Origin of the sequence: Delftia acidovorans SPH-1, from assembly GCF_000018665.1 — a bacterium.
GTDB classification, from domain to species: Bacteria; Pseudomonadota; Gammaproteobacteria; order Burkholderiales; family Burkholderiaceae_C; genus Comamonas; species Comamonas acidovorans.
In genome coordinates, this window is sequence record NC_010002.1 from 3,937,786 (window position 1) to 3,959,426 (window position 21,641).

Below are 21,641 nucleotides of genomic sequence, written 5' to 3' on the forward strand. Positions count from 1 at the left end.
GGCGGATGGATTCTCGGGCCTGCGTGAGCCGATTGCTGTGCGCCGATTACTGTGCGCGGATTTCGTTGTCTTTCACCACCTTGGCGTAGCGGGGAATCTCGGACTGGATCAGGGCGCCGAACTGGGCCGGTGTGCCGCCTGCCGGGGACACGCCCGTGGGCTCCAGCTGGGCCAGCAGTGCCGGCGCCTTGAGGCCGGTGTCCAACGCCGCATTGATGCGCGACAGCACGGCGGGCGGCAGGCCCTTGGGCGCGAGCAGGCCGTGCCAGGCCACCACGTCATAGTCCGGCAGGCCGCTTTCGGCCACCGACGGAATCTCGGGATAGGCGGGCAGGCGCTGGGCCGTGGTCACGGCCAGGGCGTGCAGCTTGCCGCTCTTGACGTGCTGCATCAGCGCCTCGGTGCCGGCCACCAGCATGTCCACGTTGCCCGACAGCAAATCGGTCACGGCCGGGCCCGTGCCGCGATAGGGCACATGCGTGGCCTTGACCTTGGCCATGCCGAACAGGTACTCGGTGACGATGTGAAGATGGCTGCCATTGCCGGCCGAGGCAAAGGTCAGCTTGCCCGGGTTCTCACGCGCATGGGTCAGCAATTCCTGCAGGTTTCTGGCGGGCACGCGGGGGCTCACGCAGACCACGTAGGCGCCTTTGGACAGCTGGATCACGGGCGTCATGTCGGCCACGGGGTCGAAGCGCAGCTTGTACAGCGAAGGGTTGACCGTATAGCTGCCCGCCACCAGCAGCAGCGTGTAGCCATCGGCCGCCGAGCGCAGCGCGTACTCGGTGCCCAGCGTGCCACCGGCGCCAGGCCGGTTCTCCACCACCACGGGCTGGCCCAGCCTGTCGTTGAGCACGTTGGAGGCCACGCGCGCAATGAAGTCCGAACCGCCGCCGGGCGCGAAGGGGCAGACGATCTTCAGCGATTTGCTGGGAAAGGCCTCCTGGGCCAGACCCTGGTGCGGCAGCGCAAGGCCGGCCAGCGGGGCGGGCAGGGCGGCGCAAAAGCGGCGGCGGTTGATGCTCATGGGTTGGTGTCTCCTGCAGAGTTATGGTTGGCAGTGCACCAGGCTTGTTGCAAGCGGCATGCCATCCGACTCAAGGGGAAACCCGTGCAAGCATCACAGCCTGCTGCCAGAGGCTGAAGGGCTGCAGCGCCACCTGCTGCCGCACGATCCGTTTCATTGATGTTTCAAAACTGCAGCCTCTGATTTCATGGATGAGGGCTTGTGCAATGCCTCGCCCTCCACCCCTGGTGCCCGGCAAGGCCCGGCAGGCCCGGCGGGCTCGGCAGGCTCGGGTACATGGGGGCCGGGTGCAAGCACCTTGCTGCCTGCAGTCTAGGGTTTGCCCGTGGAGGGCTTCAGCAAGAGCGCATTCCGACGATAGATCAAAGGCGTTTGTAGGATTTGTCTTACATGTGATTTGCCTGCCGGATGCCGAAATCCATTTATCCTCGCTCTCTGCTCCACATGGCCTGCCCGGCCTTTTCGGGTGGCTGGCCATGGGGCTGGCAACGAGTGGTTCCGTGCTCCTGGACCGATTCCCCCGTGACTGCCTATTCAGCCTTAGCCGCTCCATGTCAGCTTTTGCCCAGCGCACGCTTGTAGCCATCCGGACCGCCTGGCCAGCCGCCACCGTCATGGCGGTGGGCATGTGCCTGAGCGCCGCGCTCGCCTTGCAGCAGCAGAGGGCGCTGGAGCGCATCGATCTGCAGCGCCATACGCAACAGGCTCAGTCTGCCCGCCAGGCGCTGGAGATGCGCCTGGATGCCTATGCCGTCATGGTCCAGCATGTGGCCAACCAGCTGGCCGCCTCTCCCGAGATGGGGCAGCAGGCCTTCGCGCGCATTGCGCAGGCGCTGCGCATACAGATACAGCCCGGCATGCAGGCGCTGACCTTTACGCGGGCCGCAACGGAGCGCGGACAGGCCAGCCAGGATCCGTCGGCCTCGTTCAGGCCCGATCCCCACTATTTCTTCATCGACTATCTCTGGCCGGTGGAAGGCAATGAATCCATCGCCGGCCTGGACATGCACGACCGCCCCAGTCTCATGGCCAGCATGCTGCGCAGCCGGGACAGCGCGGCCGCCGTGGTCTCGGCGCCGTTTGCCATGAAGCAGCCCGGCGAGCATGCCACCGCCGTGCTGGTGCGCGCGCCCGTCTTTGCCCTTGCGGACCACCAGTCTCCGGATGGCGCGGCCGCGCATCCGCTGTTCCTGGGAACGGCCGACGTCAGCATTCGTGTGCATGATCTGGTGCAGGACCTGCATGAGCGCGGCTTCCTGGGCCGGCTAGCGCTGGCCATGCATGACGCAGGCCCGGTCTCGCCCCTGCCGCCGGCCGGCGTATCGCCGCTGCCGCTGTATCTGGGTGCTGCCTGGCCCGAGCGCGGGCAGGAAGCGGTAGGCCTGGGCGACACCGGCCAGGTGGTGCTGGAGCAGACGCTGCAGGCCCAGGACCGGCTGTGGCGGCTGAACTTCATTCCCGTGAGCACGGCCCTGTCCTGGACCGAGCGCGCCCAGCCCCTGGTGCTGTTTGCGCTGGGCATGCTGGTGTCAGTCCTGCTGGCCTCGCTGGCGGCAGCCTGGTGGCGACGCCATCCGTCCAGCTGGGCGCAGCTGCGTGCCTCTTCCCGCAGCATGCGCGAGAGCGATGCCCGCTTTCAGGCACTGTTCGAGCAGGCCGCCGTGGGCGTGGTGCAGATCGACGCGGCCAACGGCAATGTCCTGCATGTGAACCGCAGGTATTGCGACATCACCGGCCACGAGGCACAGCAGCTGTGCCAGCGCCCCCTGCTGGCCCTGGTGGCCGCCGAAACGGTGGAGGGCGACAGGCTGCTGCTGCAGGAACTGGCTGCGGGCCAGCGCCGCGCCCTGCAGATCGAGCGGCAGCTGCGGCGCAGCGACGGCAGCCTGGTCTGGGTGGAACTGCACATCTCCGCGCTGGGCCACGGCCCATCGCTGCGGCTGATGGCCCTGGTGCAGGACATCAGCGCGCGCCGCCACTTGCAGCAAATGCAACGCGACGGATCGCGCCACCTGCGCATGGTCATTCAGCGCCTGCCCCTGGGCCTGGCCATGCTGCAGGAGGATGGCCGCTTCGCCTACTGGAACGAGGAATTCATGCGCCTGGCAGGCCACGGCGCCACGGCCGGCATGGATGGCGACGGCTGGTGGCGCAACATGTGCCCGGATGAAGCCCGCCGCCAGCGCATGCAGCGCCGCTTCGAAGCCGCGCAGGCGCGGGCGCGCGTTGCCCAAAGCCCCCATGGCAGCGAGTCCGACAGCTGCGGCACCCTCAACTCCGAGGAGTACCAGCTCATAGGCAGCGACGGCTGCGCGCGCTCCGTATCCATCGGCGGCATGCTGCTGGACGAGGGCTGCCTGCTGATCCTGCAGGACCAGAGCCAGCGCAAGACCGCCGAAGAGGAAATTCGCCGCCTGGCCTTCTACGATGCGCTCACCGGCCTGCCCAACCGCCGCCTGCTGGTGGACCGGCTGCAGCAGGCGCTGGCCTCCAGCCGCCGTCGCGGGCGCTGTGGCGCCGTCATGCTGCTGGACGTGGACAACTTCAAGGCCTTCAACGACAGCCTGGGGCTGGAACTGGGCGACGTGCTGCTGCGCATGATTGCCGAGCGACTGGCCCAGTCCCTGGGCCGCGAGGCCACGCTGGCCCGCCACAGCGGCGATGACTTCGTCGTGCTGCTGGAGGATCTGGGCAAGGACTCCATGCACGCCGCCTCCAAGCTCGAAGGCGAGGTCCAGCGCATGCGTTCGCTGCTGCTGCAACCGTTGCAACTGAGTGGCCAGTCCTGCCACATCACGCTGAGCATAGGCGCCAGCCTGTTCGGCGAGCAGGAACTCAGTGCCGACGAGGTGCTGCGCCGTGCCGAGATGGCCATGTACCAGGCCAAGGGCATGGGGCGCAACACGCTGCAGTTCTTCGATCCGCAACTGCAGGCCGTGCTGAGATCGCGCACGGCCATGGAGCAGGAAATGCGCGAGGGTCTGGTGCGCTCGCAATTCGTCCTGTACTACCAGCCGCAGGTGGCGAACGGGCGCATCGTCGGCGCCGAGGGCCTGCTGCGCTGGAATCACCCGCGCGAAGGGCTGGTGCCTCCGTCGCTCTTCGTCTCGCTGGCCGAGGAAACGGGCCTGATCCAGCAACTGGGCGAATGGGTGCTGGGCGAGGCCTGCCGGCAACTGGCGCAATGGGCGGCGGAGCCGGACATGGCCTGCCTGATGCTGGCCGTCAACGTCAGCCCGCGCCAGTTCCACCAGGCGCGCTTCGTGGAGCAGGTGCTGCAGGCGCTCAAGGAGCACGGTGCCAACCCGCGCCTGCTCAAGCTGGAGCTGACCGAAAGCCTGCTGCTGGCCGACGTGGACGACACGGCGGCCAAGATGGCCACGCTCAAGGCACACGGCGTGGGGTTCTCGCTGGACGACTTCGGCACCGGCTACTCCTCGCTGGCCTATCTCAAGCGCCTGCCGCTGGACCAGCTCAAGATCGACCGCAGCTTCGTGCGCGACGTGCTCAGCGACCCCAACGACGCGGCCATTGCGCGCACCATCGTCGCCCTGGGCACCAGCCTGGGCCTGCAGGTCATCGCCGAGGGTGTGGAGACCGAGGCGCAGCGCCAGTTCCTCGAAGACCAGCACTGCCATGCCTGGCAGGGCTACCTGCTCAGCCCGCCCGTGCCCGTGCGCAGCTTCGAGGCACTGGTGCGCCAGGCCATCGTGTCGCGCCCTCCGGCCCTGAGCCCGGCGAACCTGCCGCAGCAGGCGCAGGAGGCGCAGGACCGGCCCCAGGTGGTGGAGTGCACGGATGGCAGCGGGGTGCCGGACGCCCCCTCAAACCATTCTTGACATTCGACACGGCCCCGCGCGGGCCGCTTTCCATTCTTGAGCAGGGGTGGCGCGCGGTATCATTCCGAGCTTCCCTGTTGTTCCCCCACGTCCTCATTCGTCCGTTCGCCGCGGACCGCCATCTGCCTGCATCGTGCGCCTGAATTCCATCAAGCTGTCCGGCTTCAAGTCCTTCGCCGAGCCCACCAACTTCATGCTGCCGGGGCAACTGGTGGGCGTGGTGGGCCCCAACGGCTGCGGCAAGTCCAACATCATGGATGCGGTGCGCTGGGTGCTGGGCGAGAGCAAGGCCAGCGAGCTGCGCGGCGAGTCCATGCAGGACGTGATCTTCAACGGCACCACGCACCGCAAGCCGGCCAGCCGCTCCAGCGTGGAACTGGTGTTCGACAACAGTGACCACCGCGCGGGCGGCCAGTGGGGCCAGTTCGGCGAGATCGCCGTCAAGCGCGTGCTCACGCGCGAGGGCAACAGCAGCTACTTCATCAACAACCAGGCCGTGCGCCGCCGCGATGTGCAGGACGTGTTCCTGGGCACGGGCCTGGGCCCGCGCGCCTACGCCATCATCGGCCAGGGCACGATCAGCCGCATCATCGAGTCGCGCCCCGAGGAACTGCGCCTGTTCCTGGAAGAGGCCGCAGGCGTGTCCAAGTACAAGGAGCGCCGGCGCGAGACCGAGAACCGGCTCTCGGCCACCACCGAGAACCTCACGCGCGTGGAAGACATCCTGCGCGAGCTCAACAACAACCTCGACCGGCTGGAAAAGCAGGCCGAGGTGGCGGCCCAGTACAACGCGCTGCAGTCCCAGGTCACGCTCAAGCAGCAGCAGCTGTGGTTCCTCAAGCGCGCCGAGGCCGAGGCCGAGCAGGACCGCGTGCGCGTGGAGGGCCTGCAGGCCGTCAACGAGCTCGAAGAGCGCATGGCCGACATCCGCAACAACGAAAGCGGACTCGAAACCCTGCGCCAGGCCCACTACGACGCCAGCGATCAGGTCAACCAGGCCCAGGCCAAGCTCTACGAATCCACGGCCGAAGTCGGCAAGCTGGAGGCCGAGATCCGCTACGTGCTCGAAGGCCGCCAGCGCGTGCAGCAGCGGCTGCAGCAGCTGTCCGAGCAGGTGCTGCTGTGGAACAGCCGCCGCGAGGAAGCCGAAGCCGAGATCGAGAACCTCGAAGGCGCCGGCATGGACGCCGAGGAACAGGCCGAGATGCTGGCCGCCCAGGTCGAGGAGCAAAGCATGCGCCTGCCCGACCTGGAGGACGCCCTGCGCAATGCCCAGAAGGCCGACACCGACCAGCGCGCCAGCGTGGTCCAGGTGCAGCAGCAGATCCAGGTGCTGGCCGCCGAGCAGCGCAGCCTGGACGAGCAGCGCCGCCAGTTCGAGACCCGCTTCGAGCGCCTGCGCGCCGACCGCAACGCGCTGGAGACGCCCGACGAGGCCCGCCTGAACAATCTGCAGTCCCAGCTGCAAGAGGCGCGCGAACTGGCTGAAATGGCCGATGCCGTGCTCAACGAGCTGCAGGACTCCGTGCCCCAGCTCGACGAGGACCGCCGCACGCGCCAGCAGGCCGTCAATGCCGAGGCCGCGCGCCACGCGGACCTGTCGGCGCGGCTGGAAGCGCTCAAGGCCCTGCAGGAAAAGGTCAAGACAGACGGCAAGCTCCAGCCCTGGCTGGCCAAGCACGGCCTGGACGGCATGCAGGGCCTGTGGAGCCGCATTGCCATTGAGCCCGGCTGGGAAAACGCGCTGGAGGCCGCGCTGCGCGAGCGCCTGGGCGCGCTGGAAGTGGGCCGGCTCGACATGGTGCGTGGCTTTCTGGGCTCAGGCGGGCACGATGCGCCGCCCGCGCGCCTGGCCTTCTTCAGCCCGCCGCAGGGCGCACCCGCGCCGGCCGCCGGCCGCTGGCAGCACCTGTCGGACCTGCTGCGCGTGAACGATGCCGGCCTGCGCGCCGTGCTCGGCGACTGGCTGCAGGACTGCTACACGGCGCCCACTCTGGAAGAGGCGCTGTCGCGTCGCAGCGAACTGCGGCCCGGTGAAACCGTCTACGTGCCCACGGGCCATGCCGTCAGCAGCCACAGCGTGAGCTTTTATGCGCAGGACTCGGAGCAATCCGGCCTGCTGGCCCGCGCCCAGGAAATAGAGCACCTTGAAAAGGAAGTGCGCGCCCAGGCGCTGATTTCCGATGAATCACGCACGGCCCTGGTGCGTGCCGAAAGCGCCTATGCCGAGGCCTCGCAGCGCCTGGTCAGCGCCCGGCGCGAGGCCAGCGAATCGCAAAGCCGTGCCCACGAGCTGCAGGTCGAGACGCTGCGCCTGTCGCAGCTGGCCGAGCAGGCCCGCGCGCGCAATGCCCAGATCAGCGCCGACCTGGCCGAGGTCGAGGCCCAGCTGTCCGACATCGAGGAGCGCCGCGTGGCGGCCGAGGCCCGCTTCGAGGAACTGGACATGCAACTGGCCGACAGCCAGGAGCGCCATGCCCAGCTCGGCGACAAGGTGCTGGAGTCCGAGCGGCGCCTGAACGAATCGCGCGAGCAGCTGCGCACGCTGGAACGCCAGGCCCAGGAGGCCACGTTCTCGCGCCGCAGCCTGGAAGCGCGCCGGGGCGAACTCAGCCGCACCATAGAGACGGCCAGCCAGCAGGCCCGCTCGCTGGCCGACGAGCAGCAGCGCGCGCAGGACGAGCTCACGCGCCTGACCGATGCCGCGGCCCAGGGCGGCCTGCAGGATGCGCTGGATTTGAAGATGCAGCGCGAGCAGGCCGTGGCCGCGCGCCGCAGCGAATATGACGACCTGACCAACAAGCTGCGCGCCAGCGACGAACGCCGCCAGCAACTGGAAAAGGCGCTGGACCCGCTGCGCCAGCGCATCACCGAATTCCAGCTCAAGGAGCAGGCCGCGCGCCTGGGCCTGGAGCAGTACTCCACCTTGCTGGAAGAGGCGGGCGCCGACCTGGCCGCCGTCTCCCAGTCCATTGCCGAGGCCAATGTGCGCATGCACGGCCTGCAGGGCGAGATCGACCGCCTGCACCGCGAGATCGCGGCCCTGGGCGCGGTCAACCTGGCGGCGCTGGACGAGCTGAAGCTGGCGCGCGAGCGCAAGACCTTCCTCGACGCGCAGACCGAGGACCTGACCCAGGCCATGAACACGCTGGAAGATGCCATCCGCAAGATCGATGCCGAGACGCGCGAGCTGCTGTCGGGCACCTTCGAGACCGTGAACGGGCATTTCGGGCGCATGTTCCCCGAGCTGTTCGGCGGCGGGCAGGCCAAGCTGGTCATCACGGGCGATGAAATCCTGGACTCGGGCGTGCAGGTGATCGCGCAGCCGCCCGGCAAGAAGAACCAGACGATTCACCTGCTGTCGGGTGGCGAGAAGGCGCTGACCGCGATTGCCCTGGTCTTCGCCATCTTCCAGCTCAACCCGGCCCCGTTCTGTCTGCTGGACGAGGTGGACGCGCCGCTGGACGACGCCAACACCGAGCGCTATGCCAAGCTGGTGGCCAGCATGAGCAAGAGCACGCAGTTCCTGTTCATCAGCCACAACAAGATCGCCATGGAAATGGCCCAGCAGCTCATCGGCGTGACCATGCAGGAGCAGGGCGTGTCCCGCATCGTGGCCGTGGACATGGAGTCCGCGCTGTCCATGGCTGAGCTATCCTGAGCATGTCCGCAACCTTTCAAACCCCTTTGCTGGAACGACGTTTCATTCCTTCATTCCATGAGTAACCTGCAAATCAGTCTGGCCGTCCTGGGCTTTGTGGTGCTGGCCCTGATCATTGCCTACAACAGCTGGTCCGCGCGCCGCAATGCACCCAAGCGCGCCGACCCCGTCGATGAAGCGCAGCGCGATCCCTCGCGCCATGAGCCCGGCATGGACACCGTGGGCCACGGCCCGGACCTGACGCACAGCCTGCGCGAGCCCGTGCTGGGCGACTTCGGCTCCGCCGCGCCGGGCCAGAGCCCCGCCTCTGTGGACCGCTTCGCCGAAACCGACGCCGAGCTGGCCCATCTGGTCCAGCTCGAAGAGCAGCAGCGCCAGGCCGCGGCCCAGGCTGCGCTGGCTGCCAAGGCCGCCCAGGCAGTGCAGTCCGCGCAGGCCGCCCATGCCCTGCAGGCGGGCGAAGACGCCAGCGCTTCGGCACCCGCATCTGAATCTGTGTCCGTGCCTGCGGCGTCCCCGTCGGCACCGCAGTCCATCGAGCCTTCCCTCAACGACGCGGCCCTGACCAGCGCGGCCGCCAGCCGCCCGGGTTTGGATGCGCTGATCGACGCCATTGCCCCCGTGCAGGTCGGCCAGGCCGTGCCTGGCGAACTGGCGCTGCAGGCCCAGCCCGCCACGCGGCGCGCGGGCAACAAGCCCTTTGCGATCGAGGGCATGAACCAGTCCACCCACCAGTGGGAGCCGCTGCAGCCCGGCCAGCGCTACCTGGGCTTCCAGGCCGGCGTGCAGCTGGCCAACCGCACGGGTGCGCTCAACGAGATCGAGTTCTCCGAGTTCGTTGCCAAGGTGCAGCGCTTTGCCGACGCGCTGGGCGCCACGCCCGACGTGCCCGACATGCTGCAGGAAGTGGCGCGAGCGCGCGAGCTCGACCAGTTCGCCAGCGAGCACGACGCCCAGCTCACCTTCATGCTGCGCGCACGCCAGGCCTCCTGGAGCGCGGGCTACGTGCAGCAGAACGCATCGCGCCAGGGCTTTCTGCCGGGCTCCATGCCCGGGCGCATGGCCCTGCCTTCGCCCACGCCCGGCATGCCGCCGGTGCTGGTGCTCAACTACGACCCGCAGGCGGCGATGGCCGACGACCTGGACACCTCGGTGGTGCGCGAGTTCCTGCTGAGCCTGGACGTGCCCCAGGTGCCGCGCGGCGAGCAGGCCTTCGTGCAGTTGCGCCAGGTGGCCGAGCGCCTGTGTCAGACCATGGACGGCGTGCTCTGCGACCAGAACGGCTACCTGCTGCCGGCCATGGCGCTGGACCCCATCCAGCACGACCTGGAACATCTCTATGACAAGCTCGACAGCCGCGAGCTGTCGGCGGGCTCCATGCTGGCGCGGCGACTGTTCAGCTGACGCGGCGCGGTGCCCCTGGTGCACAACAGGCTCCTGGCCTCAACCCCATGAACGACAATCTGGATCTTTTCTCCGGCGCAGCCCCCGCGGCGCCGGAGTCCGGGGCCGCCCCCGACAAGGTGCTGGCCAAGGTGCAGGCGCTGCGCGCCCAGCTCAACCAATGGGCGCATGAGTACTACGTGCTGGACACGCCCACCGTGCCCGACGGCGAGTACGACCGCGTCTTCCAGCAACTGCAGGCGCTGGAAGGTGCCTATCCCGAACTGGTCACGCCGGACTCGCCCACGCAGCGCGTGATTGGCGCCGTGCTCGACGGCCTGATGCCCGTGCGCCATGCCGTGCCCATGCTCAGCATCCGCACCGAGACCGACAACGAGGCCACGGGTGCCGAGGCCTTCGACGCACGCATCCGCAAGGAGCTGGAACTGGCCGAAGGCGCGCCGCCCGTGGAGTACGTGGCCGAGCCCAAGTTCGACGGCCTGGCCATGAACCTGCGCTACGAGAACGGCCGCCTGGTGCAGGCCACCACGCGCGGCGACGGCGAGGTGGGCGAGGACGTCACGCACAACATCCGCACCATCCGCAAGATTCCGCTGTCCCTGCCCGAAGGCAAGGGCGTGCCGCCCGTGGTCGAGGTGCGCGGCGAGGTCTACATGGGCCGCGCCGACTTCGTCAAGCTCAACGAGCGCCAGCAGGCCGCCGGCGGCAAGAGCTTTGCCAATCCGCGCAATGCGGCCGCAGGCTCGGTGCGCCAGCTGGACTCGGGCATTGCGGCCCAGCGCCCGCTGTCCTTCTTCGCCTATGGCCTGGGAGAGATCACGCCGGCTGCCCAGGGCGGCCCCGACTTCGTCACCCACTACGCCATGCTGCAGACGCTGCGCGACTGGGGCTTTCCGGTGGCGCCCCAGGTCTGCATCGCCAAGGGCGCAGCCGAGCTGGTGGCCTTCCACCAGCGCATGGGCGCCGAGCGCGCCACGCTGCCCTACGAGATCGACGGCGTGGTCTACAAGGTCAACAGCCTGGCCCAGCAGCGCCAGCTGGGCTTTGTCTCGCGCGAGCCGCGCTGGGCCGTGGCCCACAAGTACCCGGCCGAGGAAATGCCCACGCGCATGGAAGGCATCGACATACAGGTCGGCCGCACGGGCAAGCTCACGCCCGTGGCGCGCCTGGCCCCCGTGGCGGTGGGCGGCGTCATCGTCACGAATGCCACGCTGCACAACCTGTTCGAGATCCGCAAAAAGCGCGTGCGCACGGGCGACACCGTGGTCGTGCGCCGCGCCGGTGACGTGATCCCCGAAGTCGTGGGCCGCGTGCCCGGCGACCGGCCGGCCTATGTGCCCAACTTCCGCATGCCCGCTGCATGCCCCATCTGCGGCAGCGCCGTGGCGCGGCCCAAGGGCGAGGCCAACCACCGCTGCACTGGCGGCCTGTTCTGCCCGGCGCAGCGCAAGGAGGCCATCCTGCACTTTGCCGCGCGGCGCGCCATGGACATCGAGGGCCTGGGCGACAAGCTCGTGGACCAGTTGGTGGACGGCCACGTGGTGCGCACGCTGCCCGATCTCTACCGCCTGGGCCTGGTGGCCCTGGCATCGCTGGACCGCATGGCCGAGAAGTCGGCCCAGAACGTGCTGGACGCGCTGGAAAAATCCAAGAAGACCACGCTGTCGCGGTTCCTCTTCGGCCTGGGCATCCGCCAGGTGGGCGAGTCCACGGCCAAGGACCTGGCCCGCCACTTCGGCCAGCTGGACGCCATCATGGACGCCAGCGTCGAGCAACTGCTGCAGGTGCGCGACGTGGGGCCCATCGTGGCCGAGAGCATCCACACCTTCTTCGCCCAGCCCCATAACCGCGAGGTGGTCGAGCAACTGCGTGCCTGCGGCGTGCACTGGGAAGAGGGCGCGGCGCGCGAGCAGACCGCCCAGCCGCTGGCCGGCATGACCGTGGTGCTCACGGGAACGCTGCCCACGCTGGGCCGCGACCAGGCCAAGGAGATGCTGGAGGCCGCGGGCGCCAAGGTCTCCGGCTCGGTCAGCAAGAAGACCAGCTATGTGGTGGCTGGCGCCGAGGCCGGCAGCAAGCTGGCCAAGGCCGAGGAACTGGGCGTGACCGTGCTGGACGAGGCCGGCATGCTGGCGCTGCTGGCAGGCGGGGACCGCTGATGGCGCTGAGTCCGCGCAAACCCGTGGTCGGCCTGGCGCTGGGCAGCGGGTCGGCGCGTGGCTGGGCGCATTTCGGCGTGCTGCGCGCGCTGGAGGATGCGGGCCTGAGGCCCGACATCATCTGCGGCTCGTCCATCGGCGCCCTGGTCGGTGCCTCCTATGCGGCTGGCGAGATGCAGCGCTTCGAGGAATGGGTGCTGGGACTGGGCATGCGCAAGGTGTTCGGTTTCATGGACTTCAACATCACGGGCGGCATGCTCAAGGGCGAGAAGCTGATCGCGTTCTGGCGCGAGCACTTCGTGGACTCGGCCATCGAGGACCTGAAGATTCCCTTCGGCGCCGTGGCCACCGACCTGCATTCGGGCGCCGAGGTCTGGCTGCGCAAGGGCTCCATCGCCGATGCCGTGCGTGCCTCCATCGCGCTGCCCGGCCTGTTCACGCCCGTGCAGCGCGAGGGGCGGCTGCTGGTCGATGGCGGCATCGTCAACCCCGTGCCCGCCTCGCTGGCGCGCGCCATGGGCGCGGACATCGTGATCGCGGTCGATCTCAATGCCGACATCATGCGGCGCCACATGCGGCCGCTGGTTCCCTCCGCCGCCATGGCTGCCGCGCCGCCGCTGGAGGAAGCCCCGCCCGCCGTGGAGCAGGGCGTGGCGCCCGAAGACCTGGCCGGCCAGGCCAGTGCCGTGGCCGGCACGGCCTGGGTGCGCAGGCTGCAGCGCGGCGTGATGGGGTGGATGCCCGGCCACCACCGCGACGAGGCAGGCCGCGAGACCGAGCCCCCGCCCCGGCCCCCCTCGCTGCTGGACGTGGTGATGACCAGCGTCAACATCATGCAGATGCGCATCACGCGCAGCCGCATGGCGGGCGACCCGCCCGAGTTGGTGATCGCGCCGCGCCTGTCCCACCTGGGCCTGCTGGACTTCCACCGCGCGCGCGAGGCCATCGACGAAGGCTACGAGGCAGCGCAGGCCGCGTTGCCGGGCCTGCGCCACTGGGGCCTTTGAAGCGCTAAAGGCGCGGCACACCCGACAGGCCCGGCGCGCCCGACATGCCCATAGGCCCGACAGGCCCGGGCTAGGCCGCCTCTCTTTCCACGCTGACCGCATTGCGGTCGGCATTGGCCGCGGCAACGCGCGAAGGCTGCAGCCTTCGCATCAGCGCGGCGGGGTCCAGGCACTGGATCAGCGGCAGGCCCGAGTCGGCATGCACCAGCTTGCGCACCAGGGCCGTCGCGGTGTCGGCCGCGTTCAGCATGGGCGAATCCACCAGCGCGCTGGCTGGCAGCCGGTGCACGCCCTGCAGCGCGCTGACCAGCAGGCCCACGCGCAGGCCGCCATGCTGGACCACGATGACCTGTGACTGCTCGGTGACCACGCCGGGCTGGCCCTGCAGCAGCGCGGCCAGGTCGAACACCCAGACATAGCCGCTGACGCTGCCCTGGCTGCGCCGTGCCAGCGCGCCCACGCAAAACGGCAGCCGTCCTGCCGCCACGGGCGAGATGGCGCTGGCGGGCAGGGCTTCGCAGACATCGCCCGCGCGCAGGGCCAGCAGGCTGGCGCCCACGTAGAAGCTGGCCAGTTCCACAGGCGCGTCGCCGCTGCCATGCGCTGCGCGCCCGTGCCCGTGCGTAGCGGGCCGGGCGCCATCCAGCCGGGTGGCGGACGCCAGGCGCAGCGCGCGGTTGCGCGCATCGGCATGCACGGGGCCCAGCCGCTGCAGGCTCAGGCTGACGAGGCCGGCCAGTGTGTCGTCCGTTGCGCTTTCTTTTGCATCGCGTGCCGCGCCCTGGTCCAGCCGGAACTCGCGGTAGCCGCGCCCGGCGGCCATGCCGACGATGCAGTAGTGGCCTTCGATCTCCTCGATGCTGCTGCGCACCTCGCCATCGGCCAGAGATGCCAGGCCGGCCACGCCTGCGATGCAACTGCCCAGCGGGCGCCCGCCATGGCTGGCAGCGACGATGCGCCCGTCACGCGCCACGTAGAACGCTTCCATCGGCAGGCGCGGCAGGCCGCTGTCTTCGGGATCGGTGGCTGCAGAGTGCTCTGCCGTTGCCGCCTGCTCTGGCGCTGCGGCCTGCAGCATGGCCTGCAGCTCGCGCCGCGTGTGGAACAGCAGGGCGATGCCGCCGATGACGGGGCCCTGATCGCCGCCGTGTGCATGTCCGTGCGGCTGTTCACTCCCAGGCGATGGCGCGCGCAGCGCGGCATGGTAGACATGGACGGGCAGGCCTCCATCGTCCATCTCCTGCACGTGGTAGGCCTGGGCATCGCGCAGCAGCACAGTGGCCTGCAGGGCCGATGCCTGCACGCGCGTGCCGGGAGCCAGGGGCAGGCCGGCCTCGTTCTCATGGCTGCAGGCCAGCACCAGGCCCTGGGCGTCGTACAGCGCAATGCGCGCATAGACGGTGTACAGCGCATTGAGCTGCTCCAGCAGCCGCTGCGCGCTGTCGTGGGCCTGTACCGAAAGGGCCAGGCAGCCGCTGTTGTCTTCCAGCACCTTTTGCAAGCCCGGCGTCAGGGCCCACCAGCGGCAGTCGTTGGCACGTTCATAGAGATTGCGCTCCAGCAGGTCCATCAGCAGCCGGTTCAGCGTGCTGTGCTCCTGCAGCCGGGTGGACAGCGCGGTCTCGTGCAGGCCGTGAATGGCGCGTGTGAACACGGCATGGGTCAGGTCGCCGGTCTCGCCCATCTGCTCCAGCACGGCCTGCAGCGGGTCCGGGTGGGCCGTGCCCTGCACGGGGGACTCCGGCGCCTGGCTGGCAGCCAGCACCTGGCCATTCCAGACCACGCGGCGTATGTCGTCGGCCGCGCGGGCCATGGCGTGCAGCGGCGGGCAAAAGCCGCGCGCCTGGGCCATCAGCCCCTCGGCAATGGCCGGCTCCAGCGCCTGCAGCACCTGCGGTCTTTGCTGCGCGGCGAAGGCCAGGTCCAGCGGTGCCATCACCTGGGTCTGCCAGCCCTGCGGCCCCGCATAGCCCTGGTAGGGTAGGGCGCGCGCCGTGCGCACCAGGTAGGTGCGCCCTGCATGGATCAGCGGCTGCACGGCATCACCATGGTGCATGGGCACGCGGCTGCCGGGGGCTATCCAGTGGGCGTCGCTGCTGGCGATGACGAGTCCGCCCTCGTCCAGCAGCAGTCCCACCTGGGCACGCGGCCCGCCCGAGGCAAAGATGGCCTGCATCTCGGCGGCGAAGTCGAAGCTCAGGCACAGCACGCCGAGCACCGCCATGGTGCGTGGGTGCAGCAGGCGCTGAGCGTAGATCAGGCGGTCAGCGCCGGGCAGCACGCAACTGGCGCCGAAATGGCTGACATGGCCGGCCTGCTGCAGGGACTGCTGGAACCAGGCCTCGGCACAGGGCGGTGGCGGCTTGCGGCCTGCCTGCGCCTGGGCACGTGCGCAGACCTGGCCCTGCGTGTCCAGCAGCAGGATGTCGTCATACACCGTGTACTTGGCTCGGTAGCTCTGCAGGTGCGCCTGCAGCGGTGCCTGCCATGCGCGCAGACCGCCGGCCGCCATGTCGGGCAGGCCACAGTCATCGCCATCGCCATCGTCAAGCCGGGCCATGGCCTCGCAGAGCACGGTATCGGCGGCGAGAAAGCCGACATCGGCCGTGCGCTCGTACAGGCTTCGCACCAGCAGGTCGATGGCATGGGCGGACTGCATGCCCAGCTGGGCCATGGCCTCCTGAGCGGACTGCGCCAGCTGCGACTGCAGCAGGCCTTGCTCCAGCTGCTCCAGTCCCTGGCGCGTGTCGGTGAGCATGGACACCAGGGCCTGCCCCTGCTGCGAGGCCTGCATGCGGGCTGAGGCTTCGATGAGCCGCCACATGAGCCGTATTTCGCGCAGGTCGGCGGCGTTGCGGTTGAGTTCCCGCAGGTGGGGAAGAATCAGGTCGGTTGGCAGGGATGTGGCCATGGAGCGCTCCGCAGTCAGGTTCAGGCTGGGTGAAACCCGCTTTCCCCGATCAGGGAAAAGCCTGATGCAACGAGCAAGAAGGAGGCCAGCTTGTGACTAAATGTGTCTGCAAGGTGACACAGGTATGACAGCCCCCCATCCACACCCCATCCACGGCCCCACCCGCCGCCCCATCGGCGCCACGCCGGGGCATGGCCTGGCGTCACCGGGGTGCGTCCGGCACTGCCGTGCAGCACGGTGGTGCCGGGCGGCGGTGCATGCGCCTACAGGCTCAGGTCGATGGAGTGCACGCGGTGCGCGTCAAGCAGGCCGGCCGCACGGTCCTCAAAGTAGCGCTCCAGCGTCACGCGCACGGTGCGAAAGGCCAGTTCCTCCCAGGGAATCTCGGCCTCGGCAAAAAGGCGGGCCTCCATGGTCTCGGGGCCTGGATAGAACTGCTCGCTGCGCAGGCGGGCGCGGTAGAACAGGTGGACCTGGCTGACCTTGGGCACGTCAACGATGGAAAACAGCGGTCCCATCTCGATGTCGGCACCGGCTTCCTCATCGGTCTCGCGCTGGGCGCCGCGCGCCGTGGTCTCGGCCAGTTCCATGAAGCCGGCAGGCAGGGTCCACAGGCCCCGGCGCGGCTCGATGTTGCGCTTGCACAGCAGCACGCGGCCGTCGTCGGTGACGGGGATGGTGCCGACCACGTTCAGCGGATTCTCGTAATGGATGGTGTGGCAGTGCGGGCACACGGCGCGTTCGCGCGTGTCGCCATCGTCGGGAATGCGGTAGACCACGGCCGTGCCGCAGGCTCGGCAGAACTTGATGGGGCTGCGAAAAATCATGCCGACACCATGGAAGTGAAAGCGCCGCCAGACGGAAGGCAGGAAGGCATTCCGTGCGGCGGACTGTGGGTTCAGAAAAACGAAGGCCGGCAGGCCGGGGAGCGCGCTCCCCGCTGCCTTGCCGGCCTGTCGCCAGGCACAGGGATCTCAGGCGATCTTGACGCTCAAGGGGCTCAGGCCATCGATGCGGCCTTCCAGCAGGTCACCGCGCACCACGGCGGCCACGCCTTCGGGCGTGCCCGTCATGATCAGGTCGCCGGGCTGCAGTTCCCAGGCGGCCGACAGGTGCTCGATGGTCTCGGCAATGTTCCAGATCAGCTTGCCGATGTCGCTGCGCTGGCGGTCGGCGCCATTGACCTGCAGCGAGATCATGGCCTTGGCGATGTCGCCGGCCTCGGCTGCCGGGGTGATGGGACCGATGGGCGCGGCATGCTCGAAGGCCTTGCCGATGCACCAGGGGCGACCCTGCTTCTTCATGTCGTTCTGCAGGTCGCGGCGCGTCATGTCCAGGCCCACGGCGTAGCCCCAGATGTAGTCCAGGGCGTCGGCGGCCAGGATGTTCTTGCCCGCCTTGCCGATGGCCACGACGAGCTCGATCTCGTGGTGCAGGTTGGAGGTCAGCGTGGGGTAGGGCATGGTGCCCGTGGTGCCGGCCTCGACGGGCACGATGGCGTCGGCAGGCTTGAGGAAGAAGAAGGGCGGCTCGCGGCCGGTGAAGCCCATCTCCTTGGCGTGCTCTTCGTAGTTGCGGCCCACGCAGTAGATGCGGTGCACGGGAAAACGCTCGGGGCGGCCCAGGACGGGTACGCTGGCCACGGCGGGCGGGTTGAAAACGTAGCTCATGTCGGTGTTCCTCTGGCGCCTTGTCTCGTGGGCGCCGTCGCAAGTGTGCCATGCCTGTGGCCCCGCAACGGGGCAACGCGATGGCCGGATGAGCCGGAACAGACCCCGGGTCGCACGGTATGCTTTGCGGTCTATGAAGCTCCACACCTACTTCCGCTCGTCGGCCTCCTACCGCGTGCGCATTGCGCTGCAGATCAAGGGCCTGGACTATGAATCCGTACCCGTGCACCTGCTGCGCGGCGATCACAGGGCGCCGGCCTATGCCCAGCATGTCGGCGATGCGCTGGTGCCGGCGCTGGAAACCGAGGACGGCCACTGGCTGACCCAGTCCATGGCCATCATCGAATATCTCGATGAGACCCATGCCGAAATACCGCTGCTGCCGCGCGACGCCCTGGGCCGTGCCCATGTGCGCGCGCTGGCCCAGATGGTGGCCTGCGAGATCCATCCGCTCAACAACCTGCGCGTGCTCAAGTACCTGGTGCGCAACCTGGGTGTCTCCGACGAGGCCAAGAGCGCCTGGTACGTGCATTGGGTGCGCTCCGGCCTGGAAGCCTTCGAACGCCAGCTGGACTTGCTGGCCGCCGAGCGCGAAGCCGCAGGCCTGGCGCCTTCGCTGTTTTGCTGGGGCGACACGCCCACGCTGGCCGACTGCTGCCTGGTGCCGCAGATCTTCAACGGCCGCCGCTTCAACGTGAGCCTGGACGGCCTGCCGCGCCTGGCGGCCATCGTCGATCGCTGCGAGGCGCTGCCGGCCTTCCAGAAGGCCCATCCCTCGGCCTGCCCCGACGCGGAATGAGCGCGGCCCGGCCTGACTCCCTCCCCGGCACCATCCCCGCATCCTGGCTGGTGCCCGAGTGGCCCGCGCCGCCGGGCGTGCACGCGCTGTGCACCTCGCGCGAAGGCGGCGTCAGCACGGCGCCCTGGGGCAGCCTGAACCTGGGCGACCATGTGGGCGATGACCCGCAGGCCGTGCGCACCAACCGCCAGCGGCTGCAGGAGATCGTGCGCGCCCATACGCCGGGCGCCTGCGCGGTGTTCCTGCAGCAGGTGCATGGCGTGGATGTCGTGGCCCTGGATGCAGGCAGCGCGCAGGGCCAGGCCTTCGATGCCTGCGTGACCCGCGCCTCGGGCGTGGTCTGCACCATCATGGTGGCCGACTGCCTGCCCGTGCTGCTGGCCCATCGCAGCGGTGCCGTGGTGGGCGCGGCCCATGCGGGCTGGCGCGGGCTGGCGGGCGGGGTGCTGGAGACGCTGTTCGAGCGCTTTGCTGGCCAGATCCAGACACCGCCCGGGCAAGCGGCGCAGCAGACCCTGGCCTGGCTCGGTCCCTGCATCGGCCCGCGTTCCTTCGAAGTGGGCGCTGAGGTGCGCGCGGCCTTCATCGCGCATGACGCGGCGGCCGGGGCGCATTTCACCGCCGTGCCGCAAGAGGGCGGGGGCGCACCCAAGTACCTGGCCAACCTGGCCGGGCTTGCGCGCCAGCGCCTGGCGGCGCTGGGCATCACCGCCATCTACGGCAATGACGGCGGCGACGCATGGTGCACGGTGCTCAACGGCTCACGGTTCTTTTCGCACCGGCGCGACGCTGCCCGCCTGGGCAGCAGCGGGCGGTTCGCCGCCTGCATCTGGAAGGACTGAGCGCGCCTGCGTGCCGGGGCCGCTCTGCGAGACCTGCTGCTGCGCCAGCCAGGCCTCGCGCTCGGCCAATTCGCGTGCATGGCGTTTTCGCTTGCGCGCGGGCGTGCCCATGATGTAGATCACGATGGACAGTGGCAGCAGTCCATAGAGTGCGAACGTGATCACGGCGCCGAGTATGCTGCCCGTGGGGCTGGCGGCCTCGGCCACTGCCATCATCAGAGTGACATACAGCCAGGCGATAACAACGAGATACATGGTCGAACCAAAAAAACGAGCGAGGCACGGGTTTTCGTGGAGGTCTGTGCCGGGCAAGGCGGGGCTCGCCTGGGTCACAATCAAAACGGATGCCCCGCAAGCCCCAGGCTATTGCATGGCATCCACGAACAAGGATGCAGCATGAATTTTGACCCACTCGCTGGCCTGTCAGGCCAATCCGTCCAGCAATTCTGGAACGAGCAATGGAGCCGCACGCTGCAGACACTGCAGCAACTGGGGCAACCAGGCCTTCCGGGAACCCAGGGCATGCCAGGCATGCCGGACATGGCCCAGGCCTGGAAAGCGGCCGTCCCCGAACCCGGCGCCCTGCCCGAGAACGCGCTGTCGCTGGACCCCGAAAAGCTGCTGGAGCTGCAGCGCCAGTACCTGGATGGTGCCAAGGCCATGGCCGAACAGGGCGGCGCCCAGGCGCTGCTGGCCAAGGACAAGCGCTTCAACACCGAATCGTGGGCCGGCAATCCGCTGACGGCGGCCACGGCTGCGACCTATCTGCTCAACAGCCGCATGCTCATGGGCCTGGCCGATGCCGTGCAGGCCGATGACAAGACGCGCAACCGCGTGCGCTTCGCCATCGAGCAATGGCTGGCGGCCATGGCGCCCAGCAACTTCCTGGCACTCAATGCCGAGGCTCAGAAGAAAGCCATCGAAACCCAGGGCGAGAGCCTGGCCCAGGGCGTGGCCAACCTGCTGGCCGACATGCGCCAGGGCCATGTGTCCATGACCGACGAGAGCCTGTTCACCGTGGGCAAGAACGTCGCCACCACCGAAGGCGCCGTGGTGTTCGAGAACGAGCTGTTCCAGCTCATCGAATACAAGCCGCTGACGGACAAGGTGCACGAGCGGCCCTTCCTCATGGTGCCGCCCTGCATCAACAAGTTCTACATCCTGGATCTGCAGCCCGACAACTCGCTGATCCGCTACGCCGTCAGCCAGGGCCATCGCACCTTCGTGATGAGCTGGCGCAACCCCGACGAAAGCCTGGCGCGCAAGACCTGGGACAACTACATCGAGGACGGCGTGCTCACCGGCATCCGCGTGGCGCGCGAGATCGCAGGAGCCGAGCAGATCAATGTGCTGGGCTTTTGCGTGGGTGGCACCATGCTGTCCACCGCGCTGGCAGTGCTGCAGGCGCGCCATGACCGCGAGCATGGCGCAGTTGCCGCTCCGGCGGCGGCCAAGGCGCCTGCGGCCAAGCGCGCGGCTGGCAGCCGCAGCGCCGCCCGCACATCCACAGCCCGCGCCACGGCGCCGGCCGGCGTGCCGTTTCCCGTGGCCAGCGTCACGCTGCTGACCACCTTCATCGACTTCAGCGACACCGGCATCCTCGATGTCTTCATCGACGAATCCGTGGTGCGCTTCCGCGAGATGCAGATGGGCGAGGGCGGTCTCATGAAGGGCCAGGACCTGGCGTCCACCTTCAGCTTTCTGCGGCCCAACGACCTGGTCTGGAACTACGTGGTGGGCAACTACCTCAAGGGCGAGACGCCCCCGCCGTTCGACCTGCTGTACTGGAACAGCGACTCCACCAACCTGCCCGGCCCCTACTACGCCTGGTACCTGCGCAACCTCTACCTGGAAAACAAGCTGGCCCAGCCCGGCGCGCTGACCGTCTGCGGCGAGCGCATCGACATGCACCAACTGCGCCTGCCGGCCTATATCTATGGCTCGCGGGAGGACCACATCGTGCCCGTGGGCGGCTCCTATGCGTCCACCCAGGTGCTGGGTGGCGACAAGCGTTTTGTGATGGGCGCGTCGGGCCACATCGCGGGCGTGATCAATCCGCCGGCCAAGAAAAAGCGCAGCTACTGGCTGCGCGAGGACGGCCAGTTGCCGCCCACGCTCAAGGAGTGGCAGGCCGGCGCCGACGAGTACCCGGGCAGCTGGTGGGCCGACTGGAGCCCCTGGCTGGCCGAGCACGGCGGCAAGCTGGTCGCAGCGCCAAAGCAGTATGGCAAAGGCAGGGAATACACGGCCATCGAGCCGGCCCCGGGCCGCTACGTACTGGTCAAGGCCTGAGGCACAATCGTTTCGATGCTGCAGTGCAAT

At 68.8% G+C, this 21,641-nt stretch carries 13 protein-coding genes; 8 read left to right on the top strand and 5 right to left on the bottom strand.

What is annotated here, in order from left to right; genetic code table 11:
* Nucleotides 1–46 precede the first annotated feature (46 nt).
* Nucleotides 47–1,027, bottom strand: a complete 981-nt coding sequence (locus tag DACI_RS18090) for a tripartite tricarboxylate transporter substrate binding protein (protein WP_012205422.1) — start codon at nt 1,025–1,027, stop codon at nt 47–49.
* Nucleotides 1,028–1,578: 551 nt separating this feature from the next.
* On the opposite strand from DACI_RS18090, the gene DACI_RS18095 reads away from it, so the two are divergent.
* The 5 genes from DACI_RS18095 (at nt 1,579) to DACI_RS18115 (ending at nt 13,097) form a co-directional block, all read left to right on the top strand.
* Nucleotides 1,579–4,866, top strand: a complete 3,288-nt coding sequence (locus tag DACI_RS18095; RefSeq protein WP_043781922.1) for a bifunctional diguanylate cyclase/phosphodiesterase — start codon at nt 1,579–1,581, stop codon at nt 4,864–4,866.
* Between the two features lie 133 nt (nt 4,867–4,999).
* Nucleotides 5,000–8,527 (top strand): chromosome segregation protein SMC, encoded by a 3,528-nt coding sequence (smc, locus tag DACI_RS18100; RefSeq protein ID WP_043781925.1) that lies wholly within the window; start codon nt 5,000–5,002, stop codon nt 8,525–8,527.
* Between the two features lie 57 nt (nt 8,528–8,584).
* Nucleotides 8,585–9,931, top strand: coding sequence for a cell division protein ZipA C-terminal FtsZ-binding domain-containing protein (locus tag DACI_RS18105; RefSeq protein ID WP_012205425.1), 1,347 nt, complete (start codon nt 8,585–8,587; stop codon nt 9,929–9,931).
* A gap of 47 nt (nt 9,932–9,978) precedes the next feature.
* Nucleotides 9,979–12,090, top strand: a complete 2,112-nt coding sequence (ligA, locus tag DACI_RS18110; protein WP_012205426.1) for an NAD-dependent DNA ligase LigA — start codon at nt 9,979–9,981, stop codon at nt 12,088–12,090.
* Complete coding sequence (locus DACI_RS18115) at nt 12,090–13,097, top strand: patatin-like phospholipase family protein (protein WP_012205427.1); 1,008 nt, start codon at nt 12,090–12,092, stop codon at nt 13,095–13,097. The genes ligA and DACI_RS18115 overlap by 1 nt, the downstream gene beginning before the upstream one ends.
* Before the next feature lie 70 nt (nt 13,098–13,167).
* Here DACI_RS18115 and DACI_RS18120 read toward each other — a convergent pair whose 3' ends face one another.
* The 3 genes from DACI_RS18120 to DACI_RS18130 all read right to left on the bottom strand — a co-directional run bounded on the left by DACI_RS18120 (nt 13,168) and on the right by DACI_RS18130 (nt 17,678).
* Complete coding sequence (locus DACI_RS18120) at nt 13,168–16,008, bottom strand: chemotaxis protein CheW (protein ID WP_012205428.1); 2,841 nt, start codon at nt 16,006–16,008, stop codon at nt 13,168–13,170.
* A gap of 263 nt (nt 16,009–16,271) precedes the next feature.
* Nucleotides 16,272–16,835, bottom strand: a complete 564-nt coding sequence (locus DACI_RS18125; RefSeq protein ID WP_012205429.1) for an NUDIX hydrolase — start codon at nt 16,833–16,835, stop codon at nt 16,272–16,274.
* 147 nt (nt 16,836–16,982) lie between these two features.
* Nucleotides 16,983–17,678, bottom strand: coding sequence for a fumarylacetoacetate hydrolase family protein (locus DACI_RS18130; RefSeq protein WP_012205430.1), 696 nt, complete (start codon nt 17,676–17,678; stop codon nt 16,983–16,985).
* A 133-nt stretch (nt 17,679–17,811) separates the two neighbouring features.
* On the opposite strand from DACI_RS18130, the gene maiA reads away from it, so the two are divergent.
* On the top strand, nt 17,812–18,477 hold the full coding sequence (maiA, locus tag DACI_RS18135; RefSeq protein ID WP_012205431.1) for a maleylacetoacetate isomerase: 666 nt from the start codon (nt 17,812–17,814) through the stop codon (nt 18,475–18,477).
* Nucleotides 18,474–19,319 (top strand): peptidoglycan editing factor PgeF, encoded by an 846-nt coding sequence (gene pgeF / locus DACI_RS18140; protein WP_012205432.1) that lies wholly within the window; start codon nt 18,474–18,476, stop codon nt 19,317–19,319. The genes maiA and pgeF overlap by 4 nt, the downstream gene beginning before the upstream one ends.
* Here pgeF and DACI_RS18145 read toward each other — a convergent pair.
* Nucleotides 19,239–19,574 carry a hypothetical protein gene (locus tag DACI_RS18145; RefSeq protein ID WP_012205433.1) on the bottom strand — a complete coding sequence of 112 codons (336 nt, stop codon included), beginning with the start codon at nt 19,572–19,574 and terminating at the stop codon, nt 19,239–19,241. The two genes, pgeF and DACI_RS18145, sit on opposite strands and share 81 nt — an antisense overlap.
* 141 nt (nt 19,575–19,715) lie before the next feature.
* On the opposite strand from DACI_RS18145, the gene DACI_RS18150 reads away from it, so the two are divergent.
* Nucleotides 19,716–21,611 (top strand): PHA/PHB synthase family protein, encoded by a 1,896-nt coding sequence (locus DACI_RS18150; protein WP_012205434.1) that lies wholly within the window; start codon nt 19,716–19,718, stop codon nt 21,609–21,611.
* Nucleotides 21,612–21,641 lie beyond the last annotated feature (30 nt).